The organism is Accumulibacter sp., assembly GCF_023806635.1.
GTDB lineage: Bacteria > Pseudomonadota > Gammaproteobacteria > Burkholderiales > Rhodocyclaceae > Accumulibacter.
In genome coordinates this window covers 16,725-42,933 of sequence record NZ_JAMTDQ010000023.1, presented here as the reverse complement: position 1 = coordinate 42,933, position 26,209 = coordinate 16,725, and the positions used below count along the sequence as shown (strand labels likewise).

The window sequence follows — 26,209 nt, the reverse complement described above, 5'->3', positions numbered from 1 at the left end:
TCACTCACTTGCCGCCGCCCTTGCGGACTCCCGGCGCGATCAGGGGATGGTCGGAGCGCGAATTCTCGCGCACCCGTTTCGGCGTCGCCGACTTGGAAAGCGCGGCCAGCGCGACGAACCAGGCCTTCGGCATGTCGACCGGCAGTCCGGTCGGGATGCCGGCGATCTTGGCGGTCTCCATGAACGGGTGGCCGGGTTCCTCGAAGCCGGGCTCGGTGCACGAGATGCATGCAAAACCACCGCGCAGGCAGGAGCCGACGCCGTGCCAGGGCCGCAGGTTGCAGTCGGCACTGGCCTGCGTCCCCTTGCAGCCCAGGTTCTCCATCAGGCAACCGAGATCCGAGGGCTTCTGGGCGCTCGCCTTGAACTCGTAGTACTCGTTGCGCGGGCAGCCGTGGTGCACCAGTTGCTCGGTGTAGAAGCGCGGTCGCCGCCAGGCGTCGAGGTCGCCGGCAGCCAGCGCATCGAGCGCCAGCGCGAGCAGCGTATCGACGACCCAGCCGGGATGCGTCGGACAGCCGGCGACGTTGATCACCGGCATTCCCGAGCTGGAACGGAAGTCGATGCCCAGCAACCCGCCCTCCTGATCGCCGTCGAACTGCAGGCCGCAGGCCTCGCTGCGGTTCTCGCCGGCCGAGATGATGCCGCCGTAGGCGCTGCAGGTGCCGATCGCCAGCACATGCCGGGCGCGCAGCGCCAGATCACGCACCCACTCGATCAGCGGCCGGCCGGCCAGGGTCTGGAAGCGGCCGCTGCCGTTCGGGCCACGCAGCAGCGCGCCTTCGATGCACAGCAGGTCGAATGGCAGTTCGCCGGCGACGGCGGCGCCGAGCAGCGCCAGCGTCTCGCTGCCGCTGGTCTCCGACAGCGCGGGGTGGAAACACAGCTCGATGCCGCTCTCTGCCAGTTGCGCCAGCACGCCGTCGCGACCTTCGCCAGCCAGCAGCGACTGCGTGCAGCCGCCGCAACCCGCCGCCTGCAGCCAGATCAGTTTCATCCGCGCTCGAGCCCGTAGCGCACGAGCTTGCCGCGCAAGCCGACGCGCGACAGGCCGAGTTCGCTCGCCGCACGCGACTTGTTCCAGCGGTGGCGGATCAGCGTCTCTTTGAGGACGCGCGCCTCGAGCGCCTCCATCCGCTCCTTCAGGCCACCCGCGAGCGGAATCAGCTCGAGCAGATGGTCCTCGCTCTGGTTCACCGCCGGCGTGCGCAGGATGCGCGGCGCCAGCAGGTCGGCGCCGAGCCGTGGCGTGTCGGCGAGGGCGAGCATGCGCAGGATCTCGTTCTGCAGTTCGCGCACGTTGCCCGGCCAGGCGTAGGCAGCGAGGCAGGCCAGGGCCTCGGTACTGAAGCCGGCAACGCTCTTGCCGAGAAGCTTCTTGCCGGCATCGAGCAGGCTGCCGGCGAGGAGCGGAATGTCCATCGCCCGTTCGCGCAGCGGCGGCACGCGCAGCGTCACGGTGGCCAGCCGGTAGTAGAGATCCTCGCGGAAGGTGCCGGCGCGCACCTCGGCCTCGAGGTCATGGTGCGTCGCGGCGACGACGCGCACATCGACCGACTGCGGCCGCGTCGCGCCGAGCGGCCGGAACTCGCCCTCCTGCAGCACGCGCAGCAGCTTGACCTGGAAGACCGGGCTGGTATCGCCGATCTCGTCGAGGAAGATGGTGCCGCCATCGGCCTCCTGGAAGCGGCCAGGGCGATCCTCATAGGCGCCGGTGAAGGCGCCGCGCTTGTAGCCGAAGAGTTCGGCCTCGAGCAACTGGTCGGGCAATGCCCCGCAGTGCTCGACGACGAACGCCCGGTCCGCCCGCCGGCTGCGGTAGTGGATGGCGCGCGCGAGCATCTCCTTGCCGGTTCCCGACTCGCCGCTGATCAGGACCGACAGGTCGAACGGAGCGATGCGTTCGACGAGATCGCAGACGGCGTTGAGCGGGCTCTGCGGACTGCGGATCAGGCCATCGAGCGCAAATTCCCGGCGCGCGCGTTCCTGCCTGCTGTCGACCCGCCGCGCCAGCACCGGCTCCGCCGTCCGCAGCTCGAGCGACAGGCGCTGGTTCTCCTGCTGCAGGCGATGCACGCGGGCAGCGGTCTGCAGCGTCAGCAGCAGTTGTTCGGGCTGCCAGGGCTTGAGCAGGTACTGGTAGATGCCGGCTTCATTGACCCCGGCGATGATGTCCTCGGCGTCGGTATAACCGGAGAGGATGATGCGCAGGGTATCCGGCCACTGGCTGCGCACGCGCCGCAGGAACTCGACACCGCTCGTCCCGGGCATGCGCTGGTCGCAGACGATGATCTGCACCCACTCGCTTTCCATGATGCGCTGCGCCTCGTCGGCGTTCGCCGCGGTGAACACCTCGAAGTCCTCGTCGAGCGTGCGCCGCAACGCTTCCTGCGAGCGCACTTCGTCGTCGACGACGAGCACGGTCGGCAGGCGCGGTCTCGGGTTGGCGGTCATGGTGCAGGCTGCCAGCCAAGCTCGCGGTGAATCGCCAGATGGCGGGGCGTCCACGAGTGCGGGGTCTTGTGCACGAAATGGTGCCGGGCGATGTGGTAACTCGGGTCGAAACCGTAGAAGTTGCGCTCCAGTTCAGCCATTTCGGCGGCGCGGTAGTCTGCCAGCGGCCGCTGCAGCTCGTCGGCCGCGCGGCGCGCGCGCTTCTCCCGCAGGCGGCTGGCGAGACCGGGCGCCTGCGCGAGTTCGCGTGCGCGCCGCGCGACGTCGATGCGGAAGGACTCCGGATCGTTCGCCAGGCAGGCATCGAGCAGGCCGGCGGAGACGCCGGCGCTGGCGCTCAAGGGCAGCCGCTGCTGCATGATCGCTGCCGCCGCCATCTCGCCAACCCGGGCCGGCAACAGGTAGGTCCAGTACTCGGAACCATACAGATTGCCCATGTTGCGGTAATGCGGGTTGAGGACGACGCCCGCGCGTGCCCAGACGATGTCCGCGGCGCGGGCGAGAAAGCAGCCGCCGGCGGCGCAGTTTCCCTGCAGGGCGGCGATCGTCAGCCGGTCGTCGGTGCGGATGATCGCCTCGGCGAGATCGTCGATGGCGTCGATGTTGGCCCATGATTCGTCGGCCGGCGATTCGGCGGCCTCGATCTGCTGCAGATGGATGCCGTTCGACCAGAGGTCGCGCCCGCCCATGAGGACGATGACCTGCAGCGGCCGCTGCCTGACCCAGTCGTAGGCCGCCAGCAGGCGCCGGCACTGGCGGCTGCTCATCGCCCCGTTGTAGAACTCGAAATGCAGGAAGCCGACGTCATCGGCCTCCTCGTAGCGGATGTCCTGCCAGGTACGGTGCGGCGCCGCCCAGCAGGCGGCGGGCGACGCGGACAGCGGCGCTTCGCGGATGCCGGCGAGTTGCGTGGCAAAGACCTCCGCCGCCGGCAGTTTCAGCGAATCAGGCGGCGTGCAGCGGCGGACATGGCCGATCCACACCGCGCCATCGACGGTGGCGCGCAGGATCGCCGTCTCGCGCCAGGCGATCACCGCGCCGGCAGGACCACCGCGCAGGATGTCTTCGGGCCAGGCGTCGAAGAGCAGACAGGGCTCGCCGAACAGCTCGTCGGCGACGCCCGGAAAGCCATCGGCAGCGTGCAGACGGGCGAGGACGCGACGGCTGTCGTCGCGCTGCCAGTCGATCGCCCGCTCCGCCTGTCGCAGCAGCGGCCGCAGTTCGCCGCCCGCCGCGGTCACCGTCTGCGACGGCGGCAGCGGCACGAAATCGCCGCGTGAGAAACGTTCGACCGCGCACAGCACGGCCCGGGTCGCCGCCTCGCTCACCTCGTGGCGGTAGAGGCTCGACTTGCGGGCCAGACGCATCGGGAAGACCGCCGACGCCCAGACGGGACCGGCGTCCATCTCGCCGGTCGCCTGCAGCACGGTCACGCCCCACGCACGCTCGCCGTCCTGGATCGCCCGGTCGAGCGCCGACGGCCCGCGATCGCCGACGATTCCCGGATGGACGACGAGACAGCAGTGCGCACGCCAGATCGTTTCCGGAATCGCTCGCCGCAGGTAGGGAGCGATGATCAGATCGGGGCGGAAGAGCGCCACCGCCTCCTCGGCCACCGAATCGGCGATGTCGTACTCGACCGACAGCACGTGGCCGCGACCGGCCAACTCGCAGTAGAGGCACTGGCTGAGGCTGTTGAACGCATGGCAAAGGAGCAGGATGCGCATCGTCGCTCGCCGTTCAGCAGATGCGCGGCAACTGGTCGCCGCTCAACCAGTCGACGATTCGCCGTCCACCGAGCGTCGTGCTCATCTGCACGAAGCACTGCGCATCCTCATGCACGCTGCCGATCAGTGCGGCGTGCCGACCGAGCGGATGCGCGCGCATCGCCGCCAGCAGCCGTTCGGCGTCGGCGGCGGCGACGATGGCCAGCAACCGGCCCTCGTTGGCGACATAGAGCGGGTCGAGGCCAAGGAACTCGCAGGCAGCCGCCACCTGCGGCTGCACCGGCACCTCGCTCTCGCGCAACATCATGCCGACCCGCGACTGGCGGGCAATCTCGTTCAGCGTGGTGGCGACACCGCCACGCGTCGGGTCGCGCACGACGTGGATGTCGGCACCGCTGGCCCGCATGGCGGCGATCAGTCCGTGCAGCGGCGCCGTATCGGAAACGATTTCGGCGGCGAAGCCGATGCTCTCGCGCTGCGCCATGATCGCCATGCCGTGCTCGCCGATGCCGCCCGAGACGATGATGCCGTCGCCCGGCCGCGCCCGGTCGCCGGACCAGTCCTCGCCGTCGGCGACGACGCCGACGCCGGTAGTGGTGATGTACACTCCGTCACCCCTTCCCCGCTGCACCACCTTGGTGTCGCCGGTGACCACCGGCACGCCAGCGGCGGCCGCTGCCGCCGCCATCGAATCGACGATGCGCACCAGATCGGCGAGCGGGAAACCTTCCTCGAGAATGAAACCGGCAGCCAGATAGAGCGGCGTCGCGCCCATGACCGCGACATCGTTGATCGTCCCGTTCACCGACAGGCAGCCGATGTCGCCGCCGGGGAAGAACAGCGGCGAGACGACGTGCGAGTCGGTCGACACGACCAGCCTGCCGACCACCGCCGGCAACACCGCCGCGTCGTTGCCCTGTCCCGGATGAGGGTGGCCCAGGCGGCTGGCGAAGAGCTCGTCGATCAGTTGCGCCATCGCCCGGCCGCCGCTGCCGTGCATCATCTCGACGCGGCCTTGGCGCAGGTCGAGCGGTCGCCCGTATGCCTTGCGCACGGACGTCACGGCGCCACCTTCGCGTCGGCGAAGCGGCCGAAGGAGTAGTGCGCGGCGCAGGCTCCCTCCGACGAGACCATGCACGAACCGACCGGGTTCTCCGGCGTGCACACGCTGCCGAAGATGCGGCAGTCCTGCGGCCTCCTCGCACCGCGCAGCACCGCGCCGCACTCGCACGCCGGATGGTCCGGCACCGCCTGATAGCTGATCGGGAAGCGACGCTCGGCGTCGTATTCGGCAAACTCGCGGCGGATGCGCAGCGCGCTGTACGGCAGCTCGCCGAGTCCGCGCCAGGCGAAGGAGCGCCGCAACTCGAAGACCTCGGCAACCATCTGCTGCGCCTTGCGGTTGCCTGCGCGCGTCACGGCACGGGCAAACTCGTTCTCGACCACCGCCCGGCCGGAATTGACCTGCGCGATCAGCATCAGGATCGCCTGCATCACGTCGAGCGGCTCGAAGCCGGCGATGACGACCGGCTTGCGGTACTCGGCGGCAAAAAACTCGTACGGCCGACTGCCGATGATCGTCGACACGTGCGCCGGGCCGATGAAGCCGTCAAGGCGGACGCTGCCCCACTGCCGCACCTCGGGCGACTCGAGGATGCTGGCGATCGCCGCCGGCGTCAGCACATGGCAGCAGAGGACCGAGAAGTTGCGCAACCCGAGCGCCCTCGCCTGCCTGATGACCACCGCCGTCGGTGGCGTCGTCGTCTCGAAGCCAATGGCGAAGAACACCACCTGCCGCTGCCCGTTCTCCTGCGCCAGGCGCAGCGCATCGGCGGCGCAATAGACCATCCGGATCTCACCGCCGCCGGCCAGGGCGGCCCTCGCCCGCAGCAGCGACAGGCCGCCGGAAGCCGGCACGCGCAATGGATCGCCATAACTGCAGAGGATGACCCCCTCGTCCATCGCCAGGCGGATCGCCATGTCGATGCGACCGATCGGCAGCACGCAGACCGGACAGCCGGGGCCATGGATCAAGCGCACGTTCACTGGCAGGAGGTCGCCGACGCCGTAACGGGCGATCGCATGCGTGTGGCCGCCACAGAACTCCATGAAGTGATAGTCACGCTGCGGCTGCGCCGCCCGCCCGATCGCCGCCGCCAGCCCGTACGCCAGTTCCCGATCACGGAACTCGTCGATGAACTTCATCTGGCGCCACCAGCGGCGCGCGCTCCCGGCATGGTGCCATCTTCCTGCGGCACGGCCCTCAGGCGCTCCAGGCCGGCGGCTCCGGCGCGGCCGCCTGGCCGAGCTCGGCAAACAGCGCCAGGGTCTTGAGCGCTTCGTCGGCATCGAGGCGGGTCAGCGCATAGCCGACATGGACGATCACGTAATCGCCCACCGCGACCTCATCGACGAGCGCCAGCGAAACCCGTCGGCCGACGCCGTCGACATCGACCGTCGCCTGCTCGCCGGGCAACAGTTCGACGACTCGACAGGGCAGCGCCAGGCACACCGCCCGCTCTCCTAATGGCTCGCCAGGTGCTGCAGCGCAACCCAGGCCTGGCCAACCGACAGGCCACCGTCGTTGGGCGGCACCTGGCGCGCTTCGATGAGTTGCATCCCCTTCGCCCCGAGCCGGGCCCGCAGTCCGCGCATCAGGACCTGGTTGAGGAAGCAGCCGCCGCTGCCGACCACCGCCCTGGCCTCGGGTGCCAGCACGCGCAGCCAGTCGGCGAGGGCGGCGGCGAGCGTCGCATGGAACAGCGCCGCCCCACGCTCGGCGTCCTTCTCGTCGGCGAGCGCGCCGAGCAGCGGCAGCAGGTCCAGCCTGCCGTCGTCGATCGTCCAGCACTGATCGAGCGGCAGCACGTCGCCGTAGCGCTGCGCCATGCTCTCGAGCAGCATCGCCGCCTGCCCTTCATAGGCCATCACCGCCTTGATGCCGAGCAGGCCGGCCGCCGCGTCGAACATCCGGCCCATGCTCGAAGTCGGCGGACAATGGATGTCGCCGACGAGCATCTGCGCCACCGCCTGCGCTGCCTGCTGCTCGGCGAAGCGCTCGCGGATCTCCGCGTTGCGACCCAGACGATGCAGCGCCGCCGCCGCCATCCGCCAGGGCTCGCTGGCGGCGCGGTCACCTCCCGGCAGCGCCAGCGGCTGCAGATGTCCGAGTCGTTCGAAGCGGGCGCCGTCGACCTGCAGCAGTTCGCCGCCCCAGGCAGAACCGTCGGTTCCCATGCCGACCCCGTCGAGCGACAGCGCCAGCGTGCTGCCCTCGATCCCGTGTTCGGCCAGCACCGCGGCGACATGCGCGTGGTGGTGTTGCACGCCGAGCAACGGCAGGCGCAACTGCTGCGCGAAATCGGTGGCGAAACGCGTCGAGTGGAAATCCGGGTGCAGATCATGCGCGACGATCGCCGGTTCGACGCCGAGCAGCCGGATCATCTGTGCCACCGTCTCGTCGAGGAAGTCACAGGCGGCGGCGTTGTCGAGGTCGCCGACATGCTGCGAGACGAAGGCCTCGTCACCGCGCGTGACGCAGACCGTGTTCTTGAACCAGCCTCCGAGCGCCAGTACCGACGGTCCCGAACGCGGCAGCTTGATCGCCCGCGGCGTGTAGCCGCGGGCGCGGCGGATGAACTGCAGACCGCTGCTGGTGATGCGCGCGACGCTGTCGTCGCAACGGGTGACGATGTCGCGATCGTGCATCAGGAAGGCATCGGCGATGCCGTAGAGCCGCAGCAGCGCCTCGCTGTTGCCGATCACCAGCGGCTCGCCGCCGGGATTGGCGCTGGTCATCACCAGAGCCAGATCCTGCGCCCGCTCGAGCCAGCCGAGTCCCGCCGGGCGCCTCGCCGCTTCGTGGAAGAGCAGGAAGTGCAGCGGCGTGTACGGCAGCATGACGCCCAGCCAGGCGAGCCCGGGCGCGACCCCGGGCAGCGCGGCGTCGCAACCGCTGCGCTTGCGGATCAGGATCGCCGGCCGGGTCGGCAGGGTCAGCAGACCGGGTTCGCCGATGCCCATCTGGACGAAGGATGCCGCCGACGCCGGATTGGCCAACATCACGACGAACGGCTTCTGCTCGCGCTGCTTGCGCTCGCGCAGCAGCGACACGGCCACCGTGTTGCGTGCATCGCAGACGAGATGGTAGCCGCCGAGCCCCTTGATGGCGACGACCCGGCCGTCGCGCAGCAGATCGATCGTCAGCGCGACCGGATCACCCGCCAGACGGTGCCCCTCGCCGTCGAGCAGGAACAGCTGTGGTCCGCACTTCGGACAGCAGTTGGCCTCGGCATGGAAACGCCTGTCGTCGGGGCGGCGATACTCGGCCTGGCAGCGGGAACACATCGGGAAAGGCTTGAGGCTCGTCCGCGAGCGGTCATACGGCAGGCCGCGGCTGATCGTGTAGCGCGGGCCGCAGTTCGTGCAGTTGGTGAAGGCGTGGCGCCAGCGACGGCTGGCGGGATCGAACATCTCGGCAAGGCAGTCGCGGCAGACGGCCGTGTCGTGACCGATCATCGTCGCCGCGCGTCCGCTGCGGCTGTCGATGATGACGAAACCGTCGCCGGCGCGCGCCGGTGCCGCATCACGTGCCACCACCGAATTGATCCGGGCCAGTGGCGGCGCCTCCTGCTGCAGGCGCTCGACCAGCGATTTCACCTGCTCGGCGGCGCCGCGCACTTCGATCTCGACACCACGCGAATCGTTGCGTACCCAGCCGGCCAGACCCAGCTCCCGGGCCAGGCGCCAGACGAAGGGACGGAAACCGACTCCCTGGACGACACCGCTGACGCGGATGTTCTGGCAAACCATCGGCTCGGCCATCTCAGCACCTCGCGCCGCTGGACAACAGGTTCTCGAGCTCGGCGACCCGTCGGCGCAGCGCGTCGATCGTCGTCTTCCTGCTCCGCTGCGCCGCGGCACACCCCTGGTCGAGCCAGGCCAGCCATTCATCGAAACCCTCGCCGGTGGTCGCCGACAGCCGCATCACCCGCAGCGCCGGATTGACCTGTCGCGCATGCGTGATGGCCAGGTCGACATCGAAGCTCAGGTGAGGCAGGAGATCGATCTTGTTGAGCAGCAACAGCGAAGCCGCGGCAAACATGTTCGGGTACTTGAGCGGCTTGTCCTCGCCCTCGGTGACGGAAAGGATCACCACCTTGTGCGCCTCGCCCAAGTCGAAAGCCGCCGGGCAGACGAGGTTGCCGACGTTCTCGATCAGCAGCAGCGAGTCGTCGCCCGGCGACAGACGTTGCAGCGCGTGGCCGACCATGTGCGCGTCAAGATGGCAGCCCTTGCCGGTGTTGATCTGCAATGCCGGAACTCCGGTCGCGCGAATCCGCTCGGCATCGCGACTGGTCTGCTGGTCACCTTCGATGACCGCCAGCGACAAGCGGCCACGGAGCAGTTCGATGGTACGGCAGAGCAGCGCGGTCTTGCCCGACCCGGGGCTGGAAACCAGGTTGAGCGCGAAGATCCCCTGCTCCTCGAAGCGGCGACGGTTCTCCGCCGCATGGGCGTCGTTGCTGGCCAGGATATCCCGCTCGATCTGCACCAGGCGCGCCGGCGTCGTCGCCGTACCCGGCCCGCCGTGATGCCCGTGGTGGGGGTGGTGTTCGTTGTGCCCGTGATGCCCGTGATGCCCGTTCCGGCTCGACACACCGTCGGGGTCGACCGGCGTCGCCACGACTGCCGGGCGATACCGCCGTGCCTGCCCAGACTCCGGCAATGCAGCCGCATCGCCGCTCGCCGGCAGCGGCTCGCCCGCGACGCGGGTGTCCCCGACGCCACAACCACAAGTCGTACACATGATGCTGTCTCCTGTTGTTATTCGACCTCCAGCTCCTTGACCCGCATCTCGGTACCACCGGTCGCCTGCACCGGGTGACCGCCGCAGGCTGGGCAGGGGTCGTACAGCGCCGCTAGCGGCACCGTCTGATGACAATTAAAGCATAAACCTTCACCCGCCACATGCACGATTTGCAGGCGCGCCCCTTCGGCCAGCGTGCCGCGGGTCACGGCGGAAAAACAGAAGCCGATGGCTTCCGCTTCCACCGCCGCCAGCTCACCAATCTCGATCGCCACCGTCAGCACCCGCTGGAATCCCTGCGCCCTGGCTGCCTCCTCGATGAGGTCCACGATGCCGACGGCAAGCGACATCTCATGCATCGACGAAGCTGCAGCTGAAGGGAACGCAGGGGTCGAGCGACAGCGCCAGCCGCTCGGCCGCGAAGCGCGCGGCCCGCCGGCTGTCCGCCGGGCAGCCACCGATCTCGCGCACGAAAGGGCCCTGCGGATGGAAGTTCCATTCGGTCGGCGAGACGATCAGGTAGTGCCCGACGCCATCGCCGGCCAGATCGAGACGATGCAGGAGAGTGCCACGCGCCGTTTCGACCCGCGCCAGGCCGACATCGGCGCGCACCGGACGGGCGTCGAGCAGCGCCGACAGGCGCGGCGGATCGGCCAGCGCCGCCGCCAGCGAGTGCAGCTCCAGCAGGCGTGCCCGCAGCCTCGCCTCGATCCGCCTGCCCGCGGCAAGCAGCCGGGTGATCGCCGCAGCGCCCGCCTGTCGCGCCAGGGTGCCGGTCTCGGCCACCTCGCCGGCGAGGTTCGGTCGGAGTGCGAAGTCCTCCATCAACTCCATGCACGCCCATTCGGCTGCCGGCAGCAGGGGCAGCAGCGGCGCCACTGCGCCGTGTGGCGACTCATCGCCGGGCGACGGCAGGTCGGCTTCGCCGAGCCAGCCCACCAGATCGGCCGCAACGGCCGCCGCCGACCGCCGGTCGGCGGCGGCCCGCAGGCGACGGCGCCAGTCACCGCAGTCGGCCACCCGGGGCGGCCGCGACGGATCGGCGAGCAAGCTCGGCCAGGCAATCAGCAAGTGGCAGAGGTGCTCCGAAATGGTCTCGAGCGCCACCGGCAGCGCCAGTTCGTCGAGCGCACCGGGCGCCAGTCGTTCGCCGCGCGCCGAACGGACGCACAACGCGGCCGCGGCAGCCTGCGCCTGACGACAGATGCCGAACAGCTGCAGAACGCGGTCGCTCACCGCTGCCGCCGGCAACCCACGCAGCAACGACGCCACCTGCGGCCGCTTCGAGACCACCGTGGCGGCAACGATCCGCTTCCCGTCCCAGGTCAATGCCAGATCCAGAGAACCCTCGTGCACGGCCACGCTCCCGGAAATCACTCGCAAACGATACTAGAGACCATTGAATCCATTTTGATTTCGGTCAATCCGGGGCTAAACTCGCGCGTTCACAATACGCCCTCGCCGGCACTGACCCCGACCCGGACCCCCTCTGGCATGCTCGAAGCTTCCAATCTGGAATGTGTGCGCGGTGAACGCTGCCTGTTCGCCGGCGTCAGCTTCCGTCTCGAAGGTGGCGAGATGCTCGCCCTGCAGGGCAGGAACGGATCCGGCAAGACCAGCCTGCTGCGCATGCTGTGCGGCCTGACGCCAGCGGCCAGCGGCGAGATCCGCTGGTGCGGCCGGCCGATCGCGCAACTCGGCGACGAATTCCGCAGCGAACTGTGTTTTCTCGGCCACCAGAACGCGATCAAGGAGGAACTGACTCCGCTCGAGAACATCCTGTCGACGGCGCGACTGGCGCAGGAACCGCTCGACGAGGACGCGGCACTCGCCGCGCTCGAACTGGTCGGGCTGCTGGGCCGCGAAGACCTGGCCTGCCGCTACCTGTCGCAGGGGCAGAAGCGACGCGCCGCGCTCGCCCGCCTGGTGCACGAGAAGCGCGCGCTGTGGGTGCTCGACGAGCCTTATGTCGCGCTCGACAGGGCGGCTACCGAACTCGTCGCCGGGCTCGTCGGTGCCCACCTGCAGCGTGGCGGGCTGGTGGTGCTGACCACCCACCAGGCGGTCGCGGTACCCGCCGGCAACGTCCGCGAGCTGACGCTCGGCGACGACGTTGCGTTGCAGCAACGATTGTAGGCGGGCAGGTGCTATCATTGATCCGTGCCGTCATCGGCCGCGACCTGCGACTGGCGATGCGGCGACAGGCCGACATCGTCGCCGCGACGTTCTTCTTCATCATCGTCGTCAGCCTGTTCCCGCTCGGCGTCGGGCCGGAACCGGATCAGTTGCGCCGACTGGCGCCGGGCGTCCTGTGGGTCGCCGCGCTGCTGGCGACGATGCTGTCGCTGCCGCGTCTGTTCGCCGACGATCATCGCGATGGAACGCTCGAGCAACTGGCCCTCGCACCGCAACCGCTGGCGCTGATCGTCCTCGGCAAGGTGATCGCGCACTGGCTGGTCGCCGGGCTGCCGCTGGTCGTGCTGGCGCCGGTGCTGGGAGTCCAGTTCGACCTGGCGGGCGATGCGCTGGCGGTGCTGACGCTGTCGCTGCTGATCGGCACGCCGGCGCTGTCCGGGATCGGCGCCATCGGCGCCGCGCTGACGCTCGGCGTGCGCGGTGGCGGCGTGTTGCTGTCGCTGCTCGTGTTGCCGCTGTACATCCCGGTGCTGATCTTCGGCGCCGGTGCCGTCGACGCGACGGTCACCGGCCTCGGAGCGCAGGCCCACCTGTCGCTGCTCGGCGCCCTGGCGCTCGGCGGTGTGTTCTTTGCGCCGTGGCCAACCGCGGCTGCCTTGAGAGTCGCCCTGGAATAGATGCGCAACAAGCTGATCAACTGGTTCCGGTATGCCAGCCCGCAGACCTTCTACCCGCTCGCCGGCCGGATGATTCCATGGTTCTGGGGACTCGCCGCGATCTTCGGCGTCGCCGGCCTGTTCATCGGCTTCCTGCTGGCGCCGACCGACGCGCAGCAGGGCGAGGGCTACCGCATCATCTTCCTGCACGTGCCGGCATCGTGGATGTCGATGTTCATCTACCTGGTGATGGCTTTCTGGGCGGCGACCGGACTCGCCTTCAACACCCGCCTGTCGGGAATGATGGCCTCGGCGCTGGCGCCGACCGGCGCCCTCTTCGCCTTTCTCTCGCTGTGGACCGGAGCACTCTGGGGCAAGCCGATGTGGGGCACGTGGTGGGTCTGGGACGCCCGCCTGACCTCCGAGCTGATCCTGCTCTTCCTCTACATCGGCTTCATCGCCCTGCAGGCGGCGATCGACGACCCGCGCCGCGCCGACAAGGCGGGCGCGATCCTGGCACTGGTCGGGGTGGTCAATATCCCGATCATCTATTTCTCGGTCCAGTGGTGGAACACGCTGCATCAGGGCGCTTCGGTCAGCCTGACCAGGGCACCCAGCATGGCGGCGATGATGCTCTGGGGAATGCTGCTGTGCGCGCTCGCCTGCTGGATGTACAGCATCGCCGTGGCGCTGATGCGCGTGCGCGTGATCATGCTCGAACGTGAGCGGCACACCGACTGGGTGCGCGCGCTGCTGCGCGGGAAGGCATAGGATGATCCACTGGAACAGCCTCGCCGAATTCCTGGCGATGGGCCGGCATGGCCCCTACGTCTGGGGATCGCTGCTGGTGATGGCGCTGCTGATGGTGGCGGAACCGATGCTGCTGCTGCAGGGTCGGAAGAGGTTGATCGCCCGCCTCAGGCGGCAGCATCGGGCGGAAGCCGCGGAACGCGGGCAAGCCAGCGCCGGCGACCGGAGCATGGCAAACGGGAGCAACGATTGAAACCTCGTCACAAGCGCATCGCGCTCATCCTCGGCGGCCTGGCGATCCTCGCCATCGCCGCGACCCTGGTGCTCAACGCTTTCCGCAGCAACCTCGTCTTCTTCTTCTCGCCGACCCAGGTCGCCGCCGGCGAGGCGCCGCAGGGCAAGAGCTTCCGCATCGGCGGCATGGTCAAGGAAGGCTCGCTGCAACGCCAGCCCGACGGCGTGACGCTGCGCTTCGTCGTCACCGATACCGAGAAGGACATGACCGTCGCCTACAAGGGAATCCTGCCCGACCTCTTCCAGGAGGGCAAAGGGGTCGTCGCGCAGGGCAAGCTCGCAGCAGACGGCGTCTTCACCGCCAGCGAGGTCCTCGCCAAGCACGACGAGAACTACATGCCGCCGGAAGCCGCCAAGGCGCTCGGCGATGCACACCAGCGGGCGGCAGCGAACAGGGCGGCTGCCGAAGCCGCCGCCCGCACGACCAAACAGTGACCCGGACGAGAGAGCCATGATCCCGGAACTCGGTACCTTCGCGCTCATTCTCGCGCTCTGCGTCGCCCTGGCCCAGGGCACGCTGCCGCTGCTCGGCGCCCACTCCGGACGGCAACCGTGGATCGCCCTCGCCCGCCCGGCGGCGATCGTCCAGGCGCTGCTGCTGGCGCTCGCTTTCGCCTGCCTCACCGCCGCCTTCGTGCAGAACGACTTCTCGGTGCTCTACGTCGCACAGCACTCGAATACCCTGCTGCCGCTGCAGTATCGCATCGCCGCCGTCTGGGGTGGACATGAGGGCTCCCTGCTGCTCTGGGTCCTGATGCTCGTCCTGTGGACGCTGGCGGTCGCCCTGTTGTCGCGACAGCTGCCCGATCACATGGTGGCGCGCGTACTCGGCGTCCTCGGACTGGTCAGCGCCGGCTTCCTGCTCTTCATCCTGCTCACCTCGAACCCCTTCGAGCGCCTGCTGCCGGGCGCCGAGGAGGGTCGCGACCTCAACCCGCTGCTGCAGGATCCCGGCCTGATCTTTCATCCACCGATGCTCTACATGGGCTACGTCGGCTTCTCGGTGGCCTTCGCCTTCGCCATCGCCGCGCTGCTCTCCGGCCAACTGGACGCCGCCTGGGCACGCTGGTCGCGACCGTGGACGACGGCCGCCTGGATATTCCTGACGCTGGGAATCGCCCTCGGCTCGTGGTGGGCCTACTACGAACTCGGCTGGGGTGGCTGGTGGTTCTGGGATCCGGTCGAGAACGCGTCGTTCATGCCCTGGCTGGTCGGCACGGCGCTCGTCCATTCGCTGGCGGTGACCGAAAAGCGGGGCAGCTTCAAGAACTGGACGGTCCTGCTCGCCATTTCGGCTTTCTCATTGTCGCTGCTCGGCACCTTCCTCGTCCGCTCCGGCGTCCTGACCTCGGTGCATGCCTTCGCCACCGACCCGCGGCGCGGCATCTTCATCCTCGCTTTCCTCGTCGCCGTCATCGGCAGCTCGCTCGCGCTGTTCGCCTGGCGCGCGCCGAAGGTCGGCCTCGGTGGCCGCTTCGCCCTGCTTTCGCGCGAATCACTGTTATTGACGAACAACGTGCTGCTCGTCGTCGCCTGCGCCTCGGTGCTGCTCGGCACGCTCTACCCGCTCCTGATCGACGCCCTCGGCGCCGGCAAGCTGTCGGTCGGCCCGCCCTATTTCGACGCCGTCTTCGTGCCACTGATGCTGCCGGCAGTGTTCCTGATGGGTGTCGCACCCTTCGTCCGCTGGAAGCAGGCGGACCTCGGCGAGCTGCTGCGGACGCTGCGCTGGGCTTTCCTGACGGCAGCGCTGGTCGGTGCCGGAGCACCATTCCTCGCCGGTGGATGGAAACCCCTGGTCGCGCTCAGTCTGCTGCTGGCGGCATGGATCGTCTGCAGCACGCTGCTCAACATCTACCAGCGGGTGCAGGCGACGCGCGCCGGGAAGGCGCTGCTGCCGACGCTCAGCCGGCAGCCGCGCAGTTTCTACGGCATGCACCTGGCGCATCTCGGCATCGCCGTCTTCATCGTCGGCGTCGCCATGGTCGGTGGCTACCAGACCGAGAAGGACGTGCGCATGGACGTCGGCGATACCGTCAGCGTCGGTGGCTACGTCTTCCGCTTCAATGGCGTCCGCCAGCAGCAGGGCCCGAACTACCGCGCGCTGGTCGGCGACGTCGAGCTGATCCGCGACGGCCGCACGCTGCGCAAGATGTACCCCGAGAAGCGCTTCTACGTCGCGTCTTCGATGCCGATGACCGAGGCGGCGATCGATACCGGCCTGCTGCGTGACGTGTACGTTTCGCTGGGCGAACCGATCGACAAGTCGCGGCCGGAAGCGGCGTGGGCGGTGCGCGTCTACCACAAGCCATTCGTCGACTGGATCTGGGGGGGCTGCGTGCTGATGGCCATCGGCGGACTGGTCGCGATGACCGATCGTCGCTACCGCATCAAGGTACGAGCGTCCTCCGCACAGCCGGCATCGGCTGCCACGCCAGTGGCGCAGAACAGTTGAGGGATCGCGCATGAACCGCTTTCTCTGGCCGTTGATCGGCTTCGTCGTCCTCGTCGTCCTGCTCGCCGTCGGCCTCAACCTGAACCCGCGCGACGTCCCCTCGCCGCTCGTCGGCAAGCCGGCACCGGCGTTCTCGCTGGCGCGCCTGGATGCACCGGAGCAGAAGTTCTCGCCGCAGGAGATGCTCGGCAAGGCCTGGCTGCTCAACGTCTGGGCATCATGGTGCGTCTCCTGCCGGCAGGAGCACCCGCTCCTCGTCGAACTGGCGAAACGCCAGAGCGTGCCGCTGATCGGCCTCAACTACAAGGAAGTGCGCGGCGACGGCGCGATCGACAGCAGCAGGCTCGACGCCGCCGCCGAGAAGAGGATGACCATCGAGCGCGCGGGCGGCTGGCTGGCCCGGCATGGCGATCCGTACGCCCTCTCCGTGCTCGACATCGACGGCCGCGTCGGTATCGACTACGGCGTCTATGGCGTCCCCGAAACCTACGTCATCGACAAGGCCGGCATCATCCGGATGAAGCACACCGGCCCGGTTACGGCGGACATCCTGTCCGGCAAGATCCTGCCGCTGCTCGCCGAGCTGAACCGATGAACCGCTGGCTGCTCATCGTCTTCCTGGCCCTCACCGGCGTCGCCGGCAGCAGCCTGCAGGCCCGGGAGGCGGCGCTGCTGGCCGCCGACGAGGCGACCGAGAAGCGCCTGGTGGCGATCTCCTCCGAGTTGCGCTGCCTCGTCTGCCAGAACGAATCGCTGTCCGGATCGAACGCGGAACTGGCCAACGACCTGCGCCGCGAGATCCGCAGCCTGATCCGTGACGGCCGCAGCGACGCCGAGATCATGGAATTCATGGTCAGCCGCTACGGCGATTTCGTCCGTTACCGGCCGCCGCTGAAGGGGACGACGGTGCTGCTCTGGTTCGGTCCCGGCCTGCTCTTCGTCGCTGCCCTGGGCGCGCTGCTGCTCCACCTGCGGCGGCGCGAGCGCACACTGCGCGACCAGCGCCCGCTGAACGCCGACGAGACGCGGCGTGCCGAGGCGCTGCTGCACGATCCGGACGCGCCGCCACGGCCATGAACTCTGCCGACGGGGCCGCAGGTGCCCGGCATCGCCTCATTCCACCGCCAGCGGGCGGTTTCCAGTCTGCCGCCCGGGAAGACGCCGCATGAATCCAGGCCGCAACGGTCTCGACTAGGACGAGCATGACTGCCTTCATCATCGTTGCGGCGCTGCTGCTCGCCGCCGCACTGGCCATCCTGCTGCCGCCGCTGTGGCGGTCGGCGCCACCGGCCGCCGGCGCCGACCGGCGCGAAGCCCAGCTGGCGATCTTCCGCGACCAGCTCGCCGAGCTCGAACGCGAGCGGAACGAAGGCACGCTCGGCGCCGCCGAGGAGGCGCAGGCGCGCAGTGAACTGCAGCGCCGCCTGCTCGACGAGGTCGAGGCGCAGCCAGCCGCACCGCTGACCCGAGGCGGTGGCCGGCGAACGGCACTGCTGCTCCTCCTCGTCATCCCGCTGGCCGCTGCTGCCGGCTATGCGCTGCTCGGCAACCCGCGCGCTCTCGACCCGCTGCAGCGACAGGCGCGCATCGCTCCCGAGCAGATCGACGCGATGATCGGCGGCCTGGTCGAGAAACTGAAGAAGAACCCGGAAGACGGCAAGGGCTGGGTAATGCTGGCGCGCTCGTACAAAGTTCTCGAGCGTTACCCCGAGGCGGCCGACGCCTACGCCCGCGCCGGCAGCGTCGTCGATCAGGACGCCGGCCTGCTGGCCGACTACGCTGAGGTGCTCAGTCAGGTGCATGGCGGCAGCCTGCAGGGCAAGGCGGGCGAACTGATCACGCGGGCGCTGCAGATCGACCCGAACGAACCACAGGCGCTGCTGCTCGCCGGCGCGGCAGCACGCGAGCGGCAGGATTTCGCCGCTGCCGCCGACCACTGGTCACGCCTGCTGTCGCAGCTCGAACCCGGCAGCGACGAGGCGAAGACGGTCGCCGCGGCGATCGGCGAGGCACGCGAGATCGCCGCCGCCCGCACCGCCGGGGGCAAGGCGGCGGCGAAGACCGGCAGCGGAAAGGGCCAGGTCGCCGGCGAGGTGACGCTGAGCGGCAAGCTCGCCGGCCGTGCGCAGCCGGACGATGTCGTCTTCGTCTTTGCCCGCGCCGAGGAGGGGTCGCGCATGCCGCTGGCGGCGATGCGCGCGACGGTCGCCGACCTGCCGCTCGACTTCCGTCTCGACGACTCGATGGCGCTCGCCGGCGGCCGGAAGATTTCCGACTTCACCAGCGTCAGCGTCGAGGCGCGCATCACCCGCGCCGGCAACGCCAGTACTTCGTCCGGCGACCTTTTCGGCCGCATCTCTGGCGTCAAGCCGGGCAACCGCCAGCTGCGCCTGGTGATCGATCAGGTACAGCCCTGAGAGGCCGCCGGCGGCCCTGACGCGGGCCGCCCTTTCCTGCATTTGTTAACCTAGATCAAACCGTCGCCGCTGCCCCATCCGCTAGACTTCGGGCAGCCTCGGCAGGTGACCGACGGCATGACAATGACAGGGAGGTAGTCGCGTGACCGATAACAGCTCAGGGTTCTGGGCCCGCCTCAAACGCCCCAGCACGAAGTACTCGCTGCTGGCGCTGCTGTCGGTCGGCTTCTTCGCCGGCATCTTCTTCTGGGGCGGCTTCAACACGGCGATGGAAGCGACCAACACACTCGAGTTCTGCATCGGCTGTCACGAGATGAAGGACAACGTGTACCAGGAGTACAAGAAGACGATTCACTACAGCAACCGCACCGGCGTGCGCGCCTACTGCTCCGACTGCCACGTGCCGAAGGACTGGGGGCACAAGATGATGCGCAAGATCGCCGCCAGCAAGGAGCTGTACGGCAAGGTCATGGGCACCATTTCGACGCCCGAGAAGTTCGACGCCAAGCGGCTCGAGCTGGCGACCAACGAGTGGAACCGGATGAAGGCGAGCGACTCTCGCGAATGCCGCAACTGCCACTCCTTCTCGGCGATGGACATCGAGAAACAGAAGGCGCGTGCTTCCAAGATGCACAAGATCGGTCAGGAAGACAAGAAGACCTGCATCGACTGCCACAAGGGAATCGCGCACTCGAAACCGAAGAACATGCCGGAAGAGGACGACGAGTAACCACCTTCCCCGCAGCATCCTTGCCCCAGGCGCGGCCATGGACGTTCGATCGACGTCGCCTGGCCGCTGACACGTACCAACCGCATCAACCCTTGAGTGGAGTCCGAAATGAAAAGAACGAGCGTTTCACTGGCCCTCTTCGGCGCCCTGCTGGCCCTTGGTCCGCAGCTCGCGCAGGCTGCCGCTCCCGACTGGAGCAAGGTTCCCAAGCGCGACATCCAGGTGTTCCACGCCGGCGTGACGCCGATCGAATGGATCATGAAGAAGTCCGACCACAGCGGCCGCACCGGCCTCAACAAGGGCGAGAGCTGCGTCGGCTGCCATGAGGAGAAGGGCGGCCTCAATTTCGACATGAAGCGCCTCGCCGGTAAGGATCTGGAGCCCAAGGGCGCGCCGAAGACGATGAATTTCCCGGTCGCCGTGCAGACTGCCTACGACAAGGACAACCTCTACGTCCGGCTGACCTTCAAGGCACCCGGCGGCGGCGTCGACCCGGCCGACAAGGAGAACGAGGTCAAGGCGACCGTCCTCTTCGCCAACGACAAGGTCAGCCAGGGCGCGCAGGTCGGCTGCTGGGCCAGCTGCCACGGCGACGCGCGGACGATGCCCGGCGCCGACGACAAGAAGACCAAATACACCAAGGACGGCGCCTACGAGCTGATGCAGTGGAAGAGCGCCAAGGGCGCCAAGGCGGCTGACGGCTCGGTGACCGACAAGCGCAGCATGGAAGGCGGCAGCGCCGGCGTCAAGGCCGAGGGCAGCAAGAGCGGTGACACCTACACCGTCACCTTCACGCGCAAGCTCAACGGCACGCTCGCCGAGGGCAAGGCAACGCCGATCGGCGTCGCCATCCACAGCGACCACGCGATCGGCCGCTTCCACCACGTCTCGATGGGCTACACGCTCGGCGTCGGCGCCGACGGCGACATCAAGGCCGCCAAGCAGTAAGCGCAGGGCAACTGGCCGGGAGGCTTCCCGGCGGCGGGCAGAGTGACGGCTCTGCCCGTTTCGTTTCCGCCCCGCCACCGTCGATCGGCGAAATGCCCCAAATCGGCCACGCCGCCGCTCGCCGGCAGGATGCCACCACCGGCAGGCCGCTTCAGGCCTGCCGCCTGCGCCGCTTCACCCAGCCAAACAGCCCGAGGCCACCCGCCAGCAGCACCGGAGTGGAGGGCTCGGGAACCGCCGAGATCTCGAGCATCGGCCGCAACCCGGCATCGGCCCACGCGGAAGACGCGTAAAGCGAGGCGAGCGGCTTGCCGGAGGCAGCCATGACGATATCCGGTTGCCGCAGCTCGACACCGAAGTTGCCGGCCGGATCGGCGAGCCAGTCGCGAACCAGAGCGGTGACGTCGAAGGAAACCCACTGGTTCACGCCATCCTGCGTCACCGAAGTCACTGGCCCGGAGACCGCCGGCTGCGTCTCCCAGGTGACGCCGGTCTCGCTCCAGCTCTCGGTCACGCGGTGCAGGTCGGTGGTGATCGCTTGTGCCGGCGTCGGATTGTCGAACGGCGGCAGACCGGGCAGTGCGAAGAGCCTCAGGCTGGCGCTGACCACCTGCCCGGCGGTGATGCCGAGCCCGCCCGGATCGAAACGCAGCAGCGAGCGCGTGTCGTGCGCCCGGCTTTCGCCCTGCGCACCGATCAGCGGTACGGTGTTGCTGCTGCCGAGGAAATTGCCGAAGGGCACCGCCGGCAGGGGGACGAGGCTGTTCAGCGTCTGGCTGTCGAGGTTGGTGACGCGCGCGGCGGTGGCGATGCCGAAGGCACCGGGAACCGCGAACTCATAGACGAAGACGTCCTGGCTGGCCGCTTCGTCCGGCTGCAGCGTCAGGTTCATTGCTGCCTGCGCCGGCTGTGCGAGCGTGGCGAGGAGCAGGAGTGGTGCGAGCGAAGCGGCTTTCGCCGGAACGTTGTGCGACATGGCTGGATCCTCCGTTTGGTCTGTGCGCTGGCGACAACGCCCGCTGCGTGGCCGCTGCACCGCTTGATACGCACACCGGCGGCGTCCGGATGCAGGCACCGGATGACCCTGCGAAACCGCACCGTACGGCCAGGCGGCGCATCGCCCGCGGACCAACCCCGCGACGGATGAAAAAATCCGCCGCTTGTGGCACCATCACGGTCGCCCGGGCTGATCCGGGCGGGAGTCTCCAGGTGCCGCCCGGCAACGCCGCGCGGAGAATCGGGAAGGCGGTGCAAGTCCGCCACGTGCCCAGCGCTGTGAGGAAGACGGGCGATGCATTGGCCACTGACGCGAGTCGGGAAGGCGCATCGCACGGGTGAATCCGAGTCAGAAGACCGGCCAGGAGACGAACGGACGCTGCCCGGCCAGGCAGCCGCACAGTCTTTCCAGAAGGGGAATCGATGGAAAACCCGGGCGCGCCTGCGGCGCACGCCTTCTCCGACACCGACCGCGCAGCGGTCTATCAGGCGATCTACAGCCGCCGCGACGTGCGCGGCCAGTTTCTTCCCGACCCGGTCGCCGACGACGTCCTCGGTCGCGTCCTGCTGGCGGCGCACCACGCGCCGTCGGTCGGCTTCATGCAGCCGTGGAACTTCCTCGTCGTCCGCTCGCCGGCGGTCAAGCAGCGCGTGCACGACGTCTTCCGCGCCGCCAATGCCGAGGCCGAAAGGCTCTTCCCGGACGAGAAGCGCGCGCTCTACAGCCGCATGAAGCTGCAGGGAATCCTCGAATCGCCGATCAACCTGTGCATCACCTGCGACCGCTCGCGCAGCGGGCCGGTCGTCCTCGGCCGCACGCACATGCTCAGCATGGACCTCTACAGCAGCGTCTGCGCCGTCCAGAACCTGTGGCTCGCGGCGCGCGCCGAAGGTCTCGGCGTCGGCTGGGTGAGCATCTTCGAGCAGCGGGCGCTGCAGGACGCCCTCGGCATCCCGCACGACATCGTGCCGATCGCCTACCTGTGCATCGGCTGGGTCAGCCACTTCAACGAGCGGCCGGAACTCGAGAGCTGCGGCTGGCTGCCGCGCCTGCCGCTCGCCGAACTGCTCCACTACGAGCAGTGGGGGAGCACCACGGGGACGCCGCCCGACGCGGCCCTGACGGCAACCGTCAGCAGCCTGCAGGACGGCCTGCAACGGCTGCAGCGGCAGGCGGCATGAAGCAGCGCCGGACTGGGCGTGGACACGCCGGCGACCCGGCCCGCGCGCCTGCCGGCGGCGCCAATGCTTGAGCACGGCGGCCGCCTGCGCGCCGCGGCGGCGCACTACGGCACTCCACCGGCGGCGTGGCTCGACCTGTCGACCGGCATCAACCCCGACCCCTGGCCGGTCCCGCCGCTGCCGGCGAGCGTCTGGCAGCGGCTGCCGGAAGACGACGACGGACTCGAAGCCGCCGCCGCCAGCCTCTACGGCAACCCCGGCCTGCTGCCGGTCGCCGGCTCGCAGGCGGCGATCCAGCTCCTGCCAGCATTGCTGCCACGCGCTGCCGTCGCCTGCCTGTCGCCGCTCTACGCCGAACATCCGCACTGCTGGCGGAACGCCGGCCACCGCGTGCGCCTGATCGAGGGCAGCCTGCCGCGGGCGCTCACGGCCGCCACCCCCTACGTCCTGCTGTGCAACCCGAACAACCCGACCGCGACCGCCCATACGCGCGCGGCGCTGCTCGACGCGGCCGGCGAACTCAACCGCCGCGGTGGCTGGCTGATCGTCGACGAGGCCTTCATCGACCCGACTCCCGCCGACAGCGTCACCGATCTCGCCGGCACGGCGGCGGCGCCGCGGCTGATCGTCCTGCGCTCACTCGGCAAGTTCTTCGGTCTCGCCGGCGCGCGCGTCGGCTTCGTCTTCGCGGCAGCCGACCTGCTGCGACGCATGCGCACCGAACTCGGCCCGTGGACCGTTTCCGGCCCGGCGCGGAGCGTCGCGCGCCGGGCGCTGGCCGACCTCGACTGGCAGCAGGCGGCGCGTCACCGCCTGCTCGCCGCCGGCGAGCGCCTGCGCGGGCTGCTGGCAGCGCATGGCGAGGTCCGCGGCACGGCGCTCTTCGCAACACTGTGCGGCGCCGACAGCGCGCAGATCCACGACCACCTGGCACGCCGCGGCATCCTGACGCGGCTGTTCGCCGAGCACGGCCTGCTGCGCTTCGGACTGCCGGGCAGCGAGGACGACTGGCAGCGGCTGCACGCCGCGCTGCAGTCGCTGCCGCAGCAGGCCGCCGTGACCCGGCCAGGAGCGATGCATGCCGACGCATGAGGAACGGATGCAGAAGAAGCAGGCCATCGTGCGCGGCCGGATCGAGTCCGCACGGCACGAGCGCGGCATCCTGCTGCTCAATACCGGCAACGGCAAGGGCAAGTCGAGCGCCGCCTTCGGCGTCCTCGCGCGCGCGCTCGGACACGGCCTGCGCGCCGCCGTCGTCCAGTTCGTCAAGGGCCGATCGGACACCGGCGAGGAAGCCTTCTTCCGCGGCCACGCCAGCGTCGCCTGGCACGTCGGCGGCGAGGGCTTCACCTGGGAGACGCAGGATCGCGAACGCGACGCGCGTGCCGCCGCTGCCGCCTGGCAGGTTGCCCGCACGCACCTCGACGACCCCGGCATCGACCTCGTCATCCTCGACGAACTGACCTACGCCTTCAAGTACGACTGGCTGCCGTTGCCGGAAGTGATCGCCGCGCTGCGGGCGCGGCCGCCGCTGCAGCACGTGATCGTCACCGGCCGCGGCGCGCCGGCGGCGCTGCGCGAGATCGCCGACACGGTGACCGAGATGAACATGGAGAAGCATGCCTTCCGGGCGGGAATCCGGGCAATGCCGGGGGTGGAATACTAGGCACGTGGACCGGCTGCCATCACGGCCCTTTCCGCCGCCATTGCCTGGCGTTCTTTTCGGTGATCAGACGCCGGCTGTCAAACGCCCATCCGGCGCGCCCGAGTTGGCGGTCGATCCGTTCTTGGCGGTTGTTGCGCTCGGTCTGCATTGGTGAATGGCGATCCGAGGTGGGCGGACAGACCAACGCCAAGGCCGGTTGAAATCAGTGCCCGAACCAGCCAAGGAGTTGCCTCCGCAAGCGTTGGAACGTTGGATCGGTGCAATGCTGAAGGCTGATGCGACCGGTGATCTTTTCGTAGATGGCCGAAGAGCGGGGCAGCCTTTGTTCGCGACAAACCGCTTCCATCGCCTCTTTCGGTTGCCGCGGCTTGCCTTGGACATCGAAATCAAAGCCCTGGGCATGCAGCCAGTCGCGAATTGGGGTGGCCTTCCGCCATTGCAGAACTTCGTGCAGTGCGTTGTCGGCTCCCCACAGCCAGATATCGACTTCCGGCGAGATCACGATCACCTTGGCGCGCGCGCCCCACACGCGCTGCACTTGCTCGTCCAGACTGGCTTCCAGGTTCAGTGGGGTCTCGTGTTCCTGCCCACAGCCCTGAAAATCCAGCATCAGCTCAGAATACCGGCAGCAAACAACACTCCGAGGTCCGGTTGCCCCTGCTTCCATTGCTGCAGGGCCGGATGACGGTCGCCGGCAACGATATCCGTCGCTCCCGACCGGTCCTTGGCGAAGCAAAGGACCTGTGCCGGGTCGAGCATGTTCAGTGCGACAGGACTGTGCGTGGCAATCAGCATCTGGCCATCGTAGATCGACGACAGTGACTGGATGACGGTCTCGATGGCGCGCGGGTGTATGCCGTTTTCCGGTTCCTCGATCAGGAAGACACCATCGAGATCCTTCAGGTACGCTGGAATCGTCAAGGCCAAGAGCCGCAGCGTACCGTCGGAAGCCAGCCACGAAGGGACCTCCGCACCATTGGCGTACTTGATGACCAGGTAGCGGTGCCGATCCTCCTGGCGCTCGACCGTATCGATGTCGACAATGTCTTCGAGCGCCGTACGCACGTGCTCCAACCAATCCGCAAAGCGCTGCGGCTCGCGGCGCAGTTCGGCGATCACCCATGGCAGGTTGGAGCCGTTGGTCTGGAACTCGAGGCCCAGTCCTGGCGGGCTCGGTTGACGAATGATCTGGCTGTTGAGCACCACCTTGCGCACGCCTGTTTCGAGCAGGTCCCGAAACCAGGAACTGACTGGAAAGCTCGCCTCGTCAGCCGGAATGTGCGCCAGCGCCAGTTTGCTGCGCCCCAGGCGAAACGAGGGTGCGTAGGACTTCGCTCCCTCCGTGTAATAGTTGTCGTTGCCTCCGGGCGTCTTTTTCATCACCACCTTGCACTCCGGTCGCCCCTTGGCCACGAGGATCGTCGGCGCGTCGACGGGCACCAGCGGGAACATGTCGCGCTGCAGCGGCCGCCGCTCTTCGTCGGGTGTGCGCAACCAGAGGGTCTCGTGGTTGAGCCCCAGTTCATTGCTTGCGACGTCCAGCCCAATCTCCAGCTCGTACCGTACCAGCGTATACCGGCGCTTGTCCTCGGCCATGCGGAGACGAACGGCAGCGGGTATGGGTGCCTCGACGGCAAGCTGGAAGGCTGCGCGTTGCCGCGAGTCCTCACCCGGCCCCTGCCAGATCAATTGGTGAAAGCTGGCGCTGCGCGACAGTATGGTCTCACGGACGTTGCCTCGGCGACGGACCAGATCGCTGAGCAAGCCGATGACATCGAGAAACGTCGTCTTGCCGCTGGCGTTCGGGCCAACCAAAGCCTGCATCGAGGCCAGTCGTTGATCGACGGCCTTGAGGCTGCGGAAATGACGCGTCTGAATATGCGAGAACATCAAGGCGTGATCAAGGCCAGAGGACAGGTGTGGGAATGCCGAGAGTATATGAGGCTTTGCACTTTCGAGCCACAGCGACCGCGCAGCACGATCAGGCCG

Annotated in this window: 27 protein-coding genes and 1 riboswitch; of the genes, 14 read left to right on the top strand and 13 right to left on the bottom strand. The window is 68.6% G+C overall.

All coding sequences use genetic code 11. From position 1 onward, the window contains the following. Positions 1-4: 4 nt before the first annotated feature. Genes NFW30_RS03845 through NFW30_RS03800 form a run of 10 tightly spaced genes read right to left on the bottom strand, consistent with a single transcriptional unit; the run spans position 5 to position 11,346 of the window. A complete protein-coding gene (locus tag NFW30_RS03845; RefSeq protein ID WP_295357589.1) occupies positions 5-997 on the bottom strand; it encodes a HupU protein in 993 nt (330 codons plus the stop codon). After that, positions 994-2,454, bottom strand: coding sequence for a sigma-54 dependent transcriptional regulator (locus tag NFW30_RS03840; protein ID WP_295357586.1), 1,461 nt, complete (start codon positions 2,452-2,454; stop codon positions 994-996). Before NFW30_RS03840 ends, NFW30_RS03845 begins: the two co-directional genes overlap by 4 nt. Continuing rightward, positions 2,451-4,181, bottom strand: a complete 1,731-nt coding sequence (locus NFW30_RS03835) for a hydrogenase maturation protein (RefSeq protein WP_295357583.1) — start codon at positions 4,179-4,181, stop codon at positions 2,451-2,453. Before NFW30_RS03835 ends, NFW30_RS03840 begins: the two co-directional genes overlap by 4 nt. Positions 4,182-4,194: 13 nt before the next feature. Then, positions 4,195-5,244, bottom strand: coding sequence for a hydrogenase expression/formation protein HypE (gene hypE, locus NFW30_RS03830; protein WP_295357580.1), 1,050 nt, complete (start codon positions 5,242-5,244; stop codon positions 4,195-4,197). After that, positions 5,241-6,386, bottom strand: a complete 1,146-nt coding sequence (hypD, locus tag NFW30_RS03825) for a hydrogenase formation protein HypD (RefSeq protein ID WP_295357577.1) — start codon at positions 6,384-6,386, stop codon at positions 5,241-5,243. The genes hypE and hypD overlap by 4 nt, the downstream gene beginning before the upstream one ends. Positions 6,387-6,444: 58 nt before the next feature. Next, on the bottom strand, positions 6,445-6,693 hold the full coding sequence (locus NFW30_RS03820; protein ID WP_295357574.1) for a HypC/HybG/HupF family hydrogenase formation chaperone: 249 nt from the start codon (positions 6,691-6,693) through the stop codon (positions 6,445-6,447). Positions 6,694-6,704: 11 nt separating this feature from the next. Next, on the bottom strand, positions 6,705-9,005 hold the full coding sequence (hypF, locus tag NFW30_RS03815; protein ID WP_295357572.1) for a carbamoyltransferase HypF: 2,301 nt from the start codon (positions 9,003-9,005) through the stop codon (positions 6,705-6,707). A 1-nt stretch (position 9,006) separates the two neighbouring features. Next, positions 9,007-9,990: a hydrogenase nickel incorporation protein HypB gene (hypB, locus tag NFW30_RS03810; protein WP_295357570.1), complete on the bottom strand. Its 984-nt coding sequence runs from the start codon at positions 9,988-9,990 to the stop codon at positions 9,007-9,009. 17 nt (positions 9,991-10,007) lie between these two features. After that, positions 10,008-10,349 (bottom strand): hydrogenase maturation nickel metallochaperone HypA, encoded by a 342-nt coding sequence (gene hypA, locus NFW30_RS03805; RefSeq protein ID WP_295357567.1) that lies wholly within the window; start codon positions 10,347-10,349, stop codon positions 10,008-10,010. Beyond that, a complete protein-coding gene (locus NFW30_RS03800) occupies positions 10,342-11,346 on the bottom strand; it encodes a hypothetical protein (RefSeq protein WP_295357565.1) in 1,005 nt (334 codons plus the stop codon). The genes hypA and NFW30_RS03800 overlap by 8 nt, the downstream gene beginning before the upstream one ends. 138 nt (positions 11,347-11,484) lie before the next feature. On the opposite strand from NFW30_RS03800, the gene ccmA reads away from it, so the two are divergent. From ccmA to NFW30_RS03745, 11 genes are all read left to right on the top strand, one after another. Next, positions 11,485-12,126 (top strand): cytochrome c biogenesis heme-transporting ATPase CcmA, encoded by a 642-nt coding sequence (gene ccmA / locus NFW30_RS03795; protein ID WP_295357563.1) that lies wholly within the window; start codon positions 11,485-11,487, stop codon positions 12,124-12,126. Between the two features lie 8 nt (positions 12,127-12,134). Beyond that, positions 12,135-12,803: a heme exporter protein CcmB gene (gene ccmB / locus NFW30_RS03790; RefSeq protein ID WP_295357561.1), complete on the top strand. Its 669-nt coding sequence runs from the start codon at positions 12,135-12,137 to the stop codon at positions 12,801-12,803. After that, positions 12,804-13,553, top strand: a complete 750-nt coding sequence (gene ccmC / locus NFW30_RS03785) for a heme ABC transporter permease CcmC (RefSeq protein WP_295357558.1) — start codon at positions 12,804-12,806, stop codon at positions 13,551-13,553. A gap of 1 nt (position 13,554) precedes the next feature. Then, positions 13,555-13,785, top strand: coding sequence for a heme exporter protein CcmD (gene ccmD, locus NFW30_RS03780; protein ID WP_287461488.1), 231 nt, complete (start codon positions 13,555-13,557; stop codon positions 13,783-13,785). Further along, positions 13,782-14,261 carry a cytochrome c maturation protein CcmE gene (gene ccmE / locus NFW30_RS03775; protein ID WP_295357553.1) on the top strand — a complete coding sequence of 160 codons (480 nt, stop codon included), beginning with the start codon at positions 13,782-13,784 and terminating at the stop codon, positions 14,259-14,261. The genes ccmD and ccmE overlap by 4 nt, the downstream gene beginning before the upstream one ends. Positions 14,262-14,277: 16 nt before the next feature. After that, on the top strand, positions 14,278-16,281 hold the full coding sequence (locus NFW30_RS03770; protein WP_295357550.1) for a heme lyase CcmF/NrfE family subunit: 2,004 nt from the start codon (positions 14,278-14,280) through the stop codon (positions 16,279-16,281). A gap of 10 nt (positions 16,282-16,291) precedes the next feature. Continuing rightward, positions 16,292-16,876: a DsbE family thiol:disulfide interchange protein gene (locus NFW30_RS03765; protein ID WP_295357547.1), complete on the top strand. Its 585-nt coding sequence runs from the start codon at positions 16,292-16,294 to the stop codon at positions 16,874-16,876. Then, complete coding sequence (locus tag NFW30_RS03760; RefSeq protein WP_295357544.1) at positions 16,873-17,358, top strand: cytochrome c-type biogenesis protein; 486 nt, start codon at positions 16,873-16,875, stop codon at positions 17,356-17,358. The genes NFW30_RS03765 and NFW30_RS03760 overlap by 4 nt, the downstream gene beginning before the upstream one ends. Positions 17,359-17,483: 125 nt before the next feature. Then, the gene (gene ccmI, locus NFW30_RS03755) at positions 17,484-18,698 is read left to right on the top strand and encodes a c-type cytochrome biogenesis protein CcmI (protein ID WP_295357541.1); all 1,215 of its coding nucleotides are present in this window, start codon (positions 17,484-17,486) and stop codon (positions 18,696-18,698) included. A gap of 142 nt (positions 18,699-18,840) precedes the next feature. Then, positions 18,841-19,428: a NapC/NirT family cytochrome c gene (locus NFW30_RS03750; RefSeq protein ID WP_295357539.1), complete on the top strand. Its 588-nt coding sequence runs from the start codon at positions 18,841-18,843 to the stop codon at positions 19,426-19,428. Between the two features lie 108 nt (positions 19,429-19,536). Beyond that, complete coding sequence (locus NFW30_RS03745) at positions 19,537-20,376, top strand: ethylbenzene dehydrogenase-related protein (RefSeq protein WP_295357537.1); 840 nt, start codon at positions 19,537-19,539, stop codon at positions 20,374-20,376. A gap of 151 nt (positions 20,377-20,527) precedes the next feature. On the opposite strand, the gene NFW30_RS03740 is transcribed toward NFW30_RS03745, so the two are convergent. Then, a complete protein-coding gene (locus NFW30_RS03740; protein ID WP_295357534.1) occupies positions 20,528-21,352 on the bottom strand; it encodes a DNRLRE domain-containing protein in 825 nt (274 codons plus the stop codon). Positions 21,353-21,566: 214 nt separating this feature from the next. Then, positions 21,567-21,753, top strand: a riboswitch (cobalamin riboswitch). 42 nt (positions 21,754-21,795) lie between these two features. On the opposite strand from NFW30_RS03740, the gene bluB reads away from it, so the two are divergent. From bluB to cobO, 3 genes are all read left to right on the top strand, one after another. Further along, on the top strand, positions 21,796-22,554 hold the full coding sequence (gene bluB / locus NFW30_RS03735) for a 5,6-dimethylbenzimidazole synthase (RefSeq protein ID WP_295357533.1): 759 nt from the start codon (positions 21,796-21,798) through the stop codon (positions 22,552-22,554). Positions 22,555-22,617: 63 nt separating this feature from the next. Continuing rightward, complete coding sequence (cobD, locus tag NFW30_RS03730) at positions 22,618-23,646, top strand: threonine-phosphate decarboxylase CobD (RefSeq protein WP_295357531.1); 1,029 nt, start codon at positions 22,618-22,620, stop codon at positions 23,644-23,646. Beyond that, positions 23,633-24,220: a cob(I)yrinic acid a,c-diamide adenosyltransferase gene (cobO, locus tag NFW30_RS03725; protein ID WP_295357528.1), complete on the top strand. Its 588-nt coding sequence runs from the start codon at positions 23,633-23,635 to the stop codon at positions 24,218-24,220. Before cobD ends, cobO begins: the two co-directional genes overlap by 14 nt. A gap of 202 nt (positions 24,221-24,422) precedes the next feature. On the opposite strand, the gene NFW30_RS03720 is transcribed toward cobO, so the two are convergent. Together NFW30_RS03720 and NFW30_RS03715 are read right to left on the bottom strand one after the other, a co-directional pair. Beyond that, positions 24,423-24,830: a hypothetical protein gene (locus NFW30_RS03720; RefSeq protein WP_295357525.1), complete on the bottom strand. Its 408-nt coding sequence runs from the start codon at positions 24,828-24,830 to the stop codon at positions 24,423-24,425. Further along, the gene (locus NFW30_RS03715) at positions 24,830-26,110 is read right to left on the bottom strand and encodes an ATP-binding protein (RefSeq protein ID WP_295357522.1); all 1,281 of its coding nucleotides are present in this window, start codon (positions 26,108-26,110) and stop codon (positions 24,830-24,832) included. Before NFW30_RS03715 ends, NFW30_RS03720 begins: the two co-directional genes overlap by 1 nt. Positions 26,111-26,209: the final 99 nt, after the last annotated feature.

Coding starts and splice junctions, on each gene's coding strand:
- cobO (WP_295357528.1), top strand. CDS start 23,633: ATGCCGACGCATGAGGAACGGATGCAGAAGAAGCAGGCCATCGTGCGC.
- ccmA (WP_295357563.1), top strand. CDS start 11,485: ATGCTCGAAGCTTCCAATCTGGAATGTGTGCGCGGTGAACGCTGCCTG.
- hypF (WP_295357572.1), bottom strand. CDS start 9,005: ATGGCCGAGCCGATGGTTTGCCAGAACATCCGCGTCAGCGGTGTCGTC.
- hypA (WP_295357567.1), bottom strand. CDS start 10,349: ATGCATGAGATGTCGCTTGCCGTCGGCATCGTGGACCTCATCGAGGAG.
- ccmC (WP_295357558.1), top strand. CDS start 12,804: ATGCGCAACAAGCTGATCAACTGGTTCCGGTATGCCAGCCCGCAGACC.
- NFW30_RS03840 (WP_295357586.1), bottom strand. CDS start 2,454: ATGACCGCCAACCCGAGACCGCGCCTGCCGACCGTGCTCGTCGTCGAC.
- NFW30_RS03835 (WP_295357583.1), bottom strand. CDS start 4,181: ATGCGCATCCTGCTCCTTTGCCATGCGTTCAACAGCCTCAGCCAGTGC.
- NFW30_RS03720 (WP_295357525.1), bottom strand. CDS start 24,830: ATGCTGGATTTTCAGGGCTGTGGGCAGGAACACGAGACCCCACTGAAC.
- NFW30_RS03760 (WP_295357544.1), top strand. CDS start 16,873: ATGAACCGCTGGCTGCTCATCGTCTTCCTGGCCCTCACCGGCGTCGCC.
- NFW30_RS03845 (WP_295357589.1), bottom strand. CDS start 997: ATGAAACTGATCTGGCTGCAGGCGGCGGGTTGCGGCGGCTGCACGCAG.
- cobD (WP_295357531.1), top strand. CDS start 22,618: ATGCTTGAGCACGGCGGCCGCCTGCGCGCCGCGGCGGCGCACTACGGC.
- bluB (WP_295357533.1), top strand. CDS start 21,796: ATGGAAAACCCGGGCGCGCCTGCGGCGCACGCCTTCTCCGACACCGAC.
- NFW30_RS03740 (WP_295357534.1), bottom strand. CDS start 21,352: ATGTCGCACAACGTTCCGGCGAAAGCCGCTTCGCTCGCACCACTCCTG.
- hypB (WP_295357570.1), bottom strand. CDS start 9,990: ATGTGTACGACTTGTGGTTGTGGCGTCGGGGACACCCGCGTCGCGGGC.
- NFW30_RS03745 (WP_295357537.1), top strand. CDS start 19,537: ATGAAAAGAACGAGCGTTTCACTGGCCCTCTTCGGCGCCCTGCTGGCC.
- NFW30_RS03715 (WP_295357522.1), bottom strand. CDS start 26,110: ATGTTCTCGCATATTCAGACGCGTCATTTCCGCAGCCTCAAGGCCGTC.
- NFW30_RS03765 (WP_295357547.1), top strand. CDS start 16,292: ATGAACCGCTTTCTCTGGCCGTTGATCGGCTTCGTCGTCCTCGTCGTC.
- hypD (WP_295357577.1), bottom strand. CDS start 6,386: ATGAAGTTCATCGACGAGTTCCGTGATCGGGAACTGGCGTACGGGCTG.
- ccmD (WP_287461488.1), top strand. CDS start 13,555: ATGATCCACTGGAACAGCCTCGCCGAATTCCTGGCGATGGGCCGGCAT.
- ccmI (WP_295357541.1), top strand. CDS start 17,484: ATGACTGCCTTCATCATCGTTGCGGCGCTGCTGCTCGCCGCCGCACTG.
- NFW30_RS03770 (WP_295357550.1), top strand. CDS start 14,278: ATGATCCCGGAACTCGGTACCTTCGCGCTCATTCTCGCGCTCTGCGTC.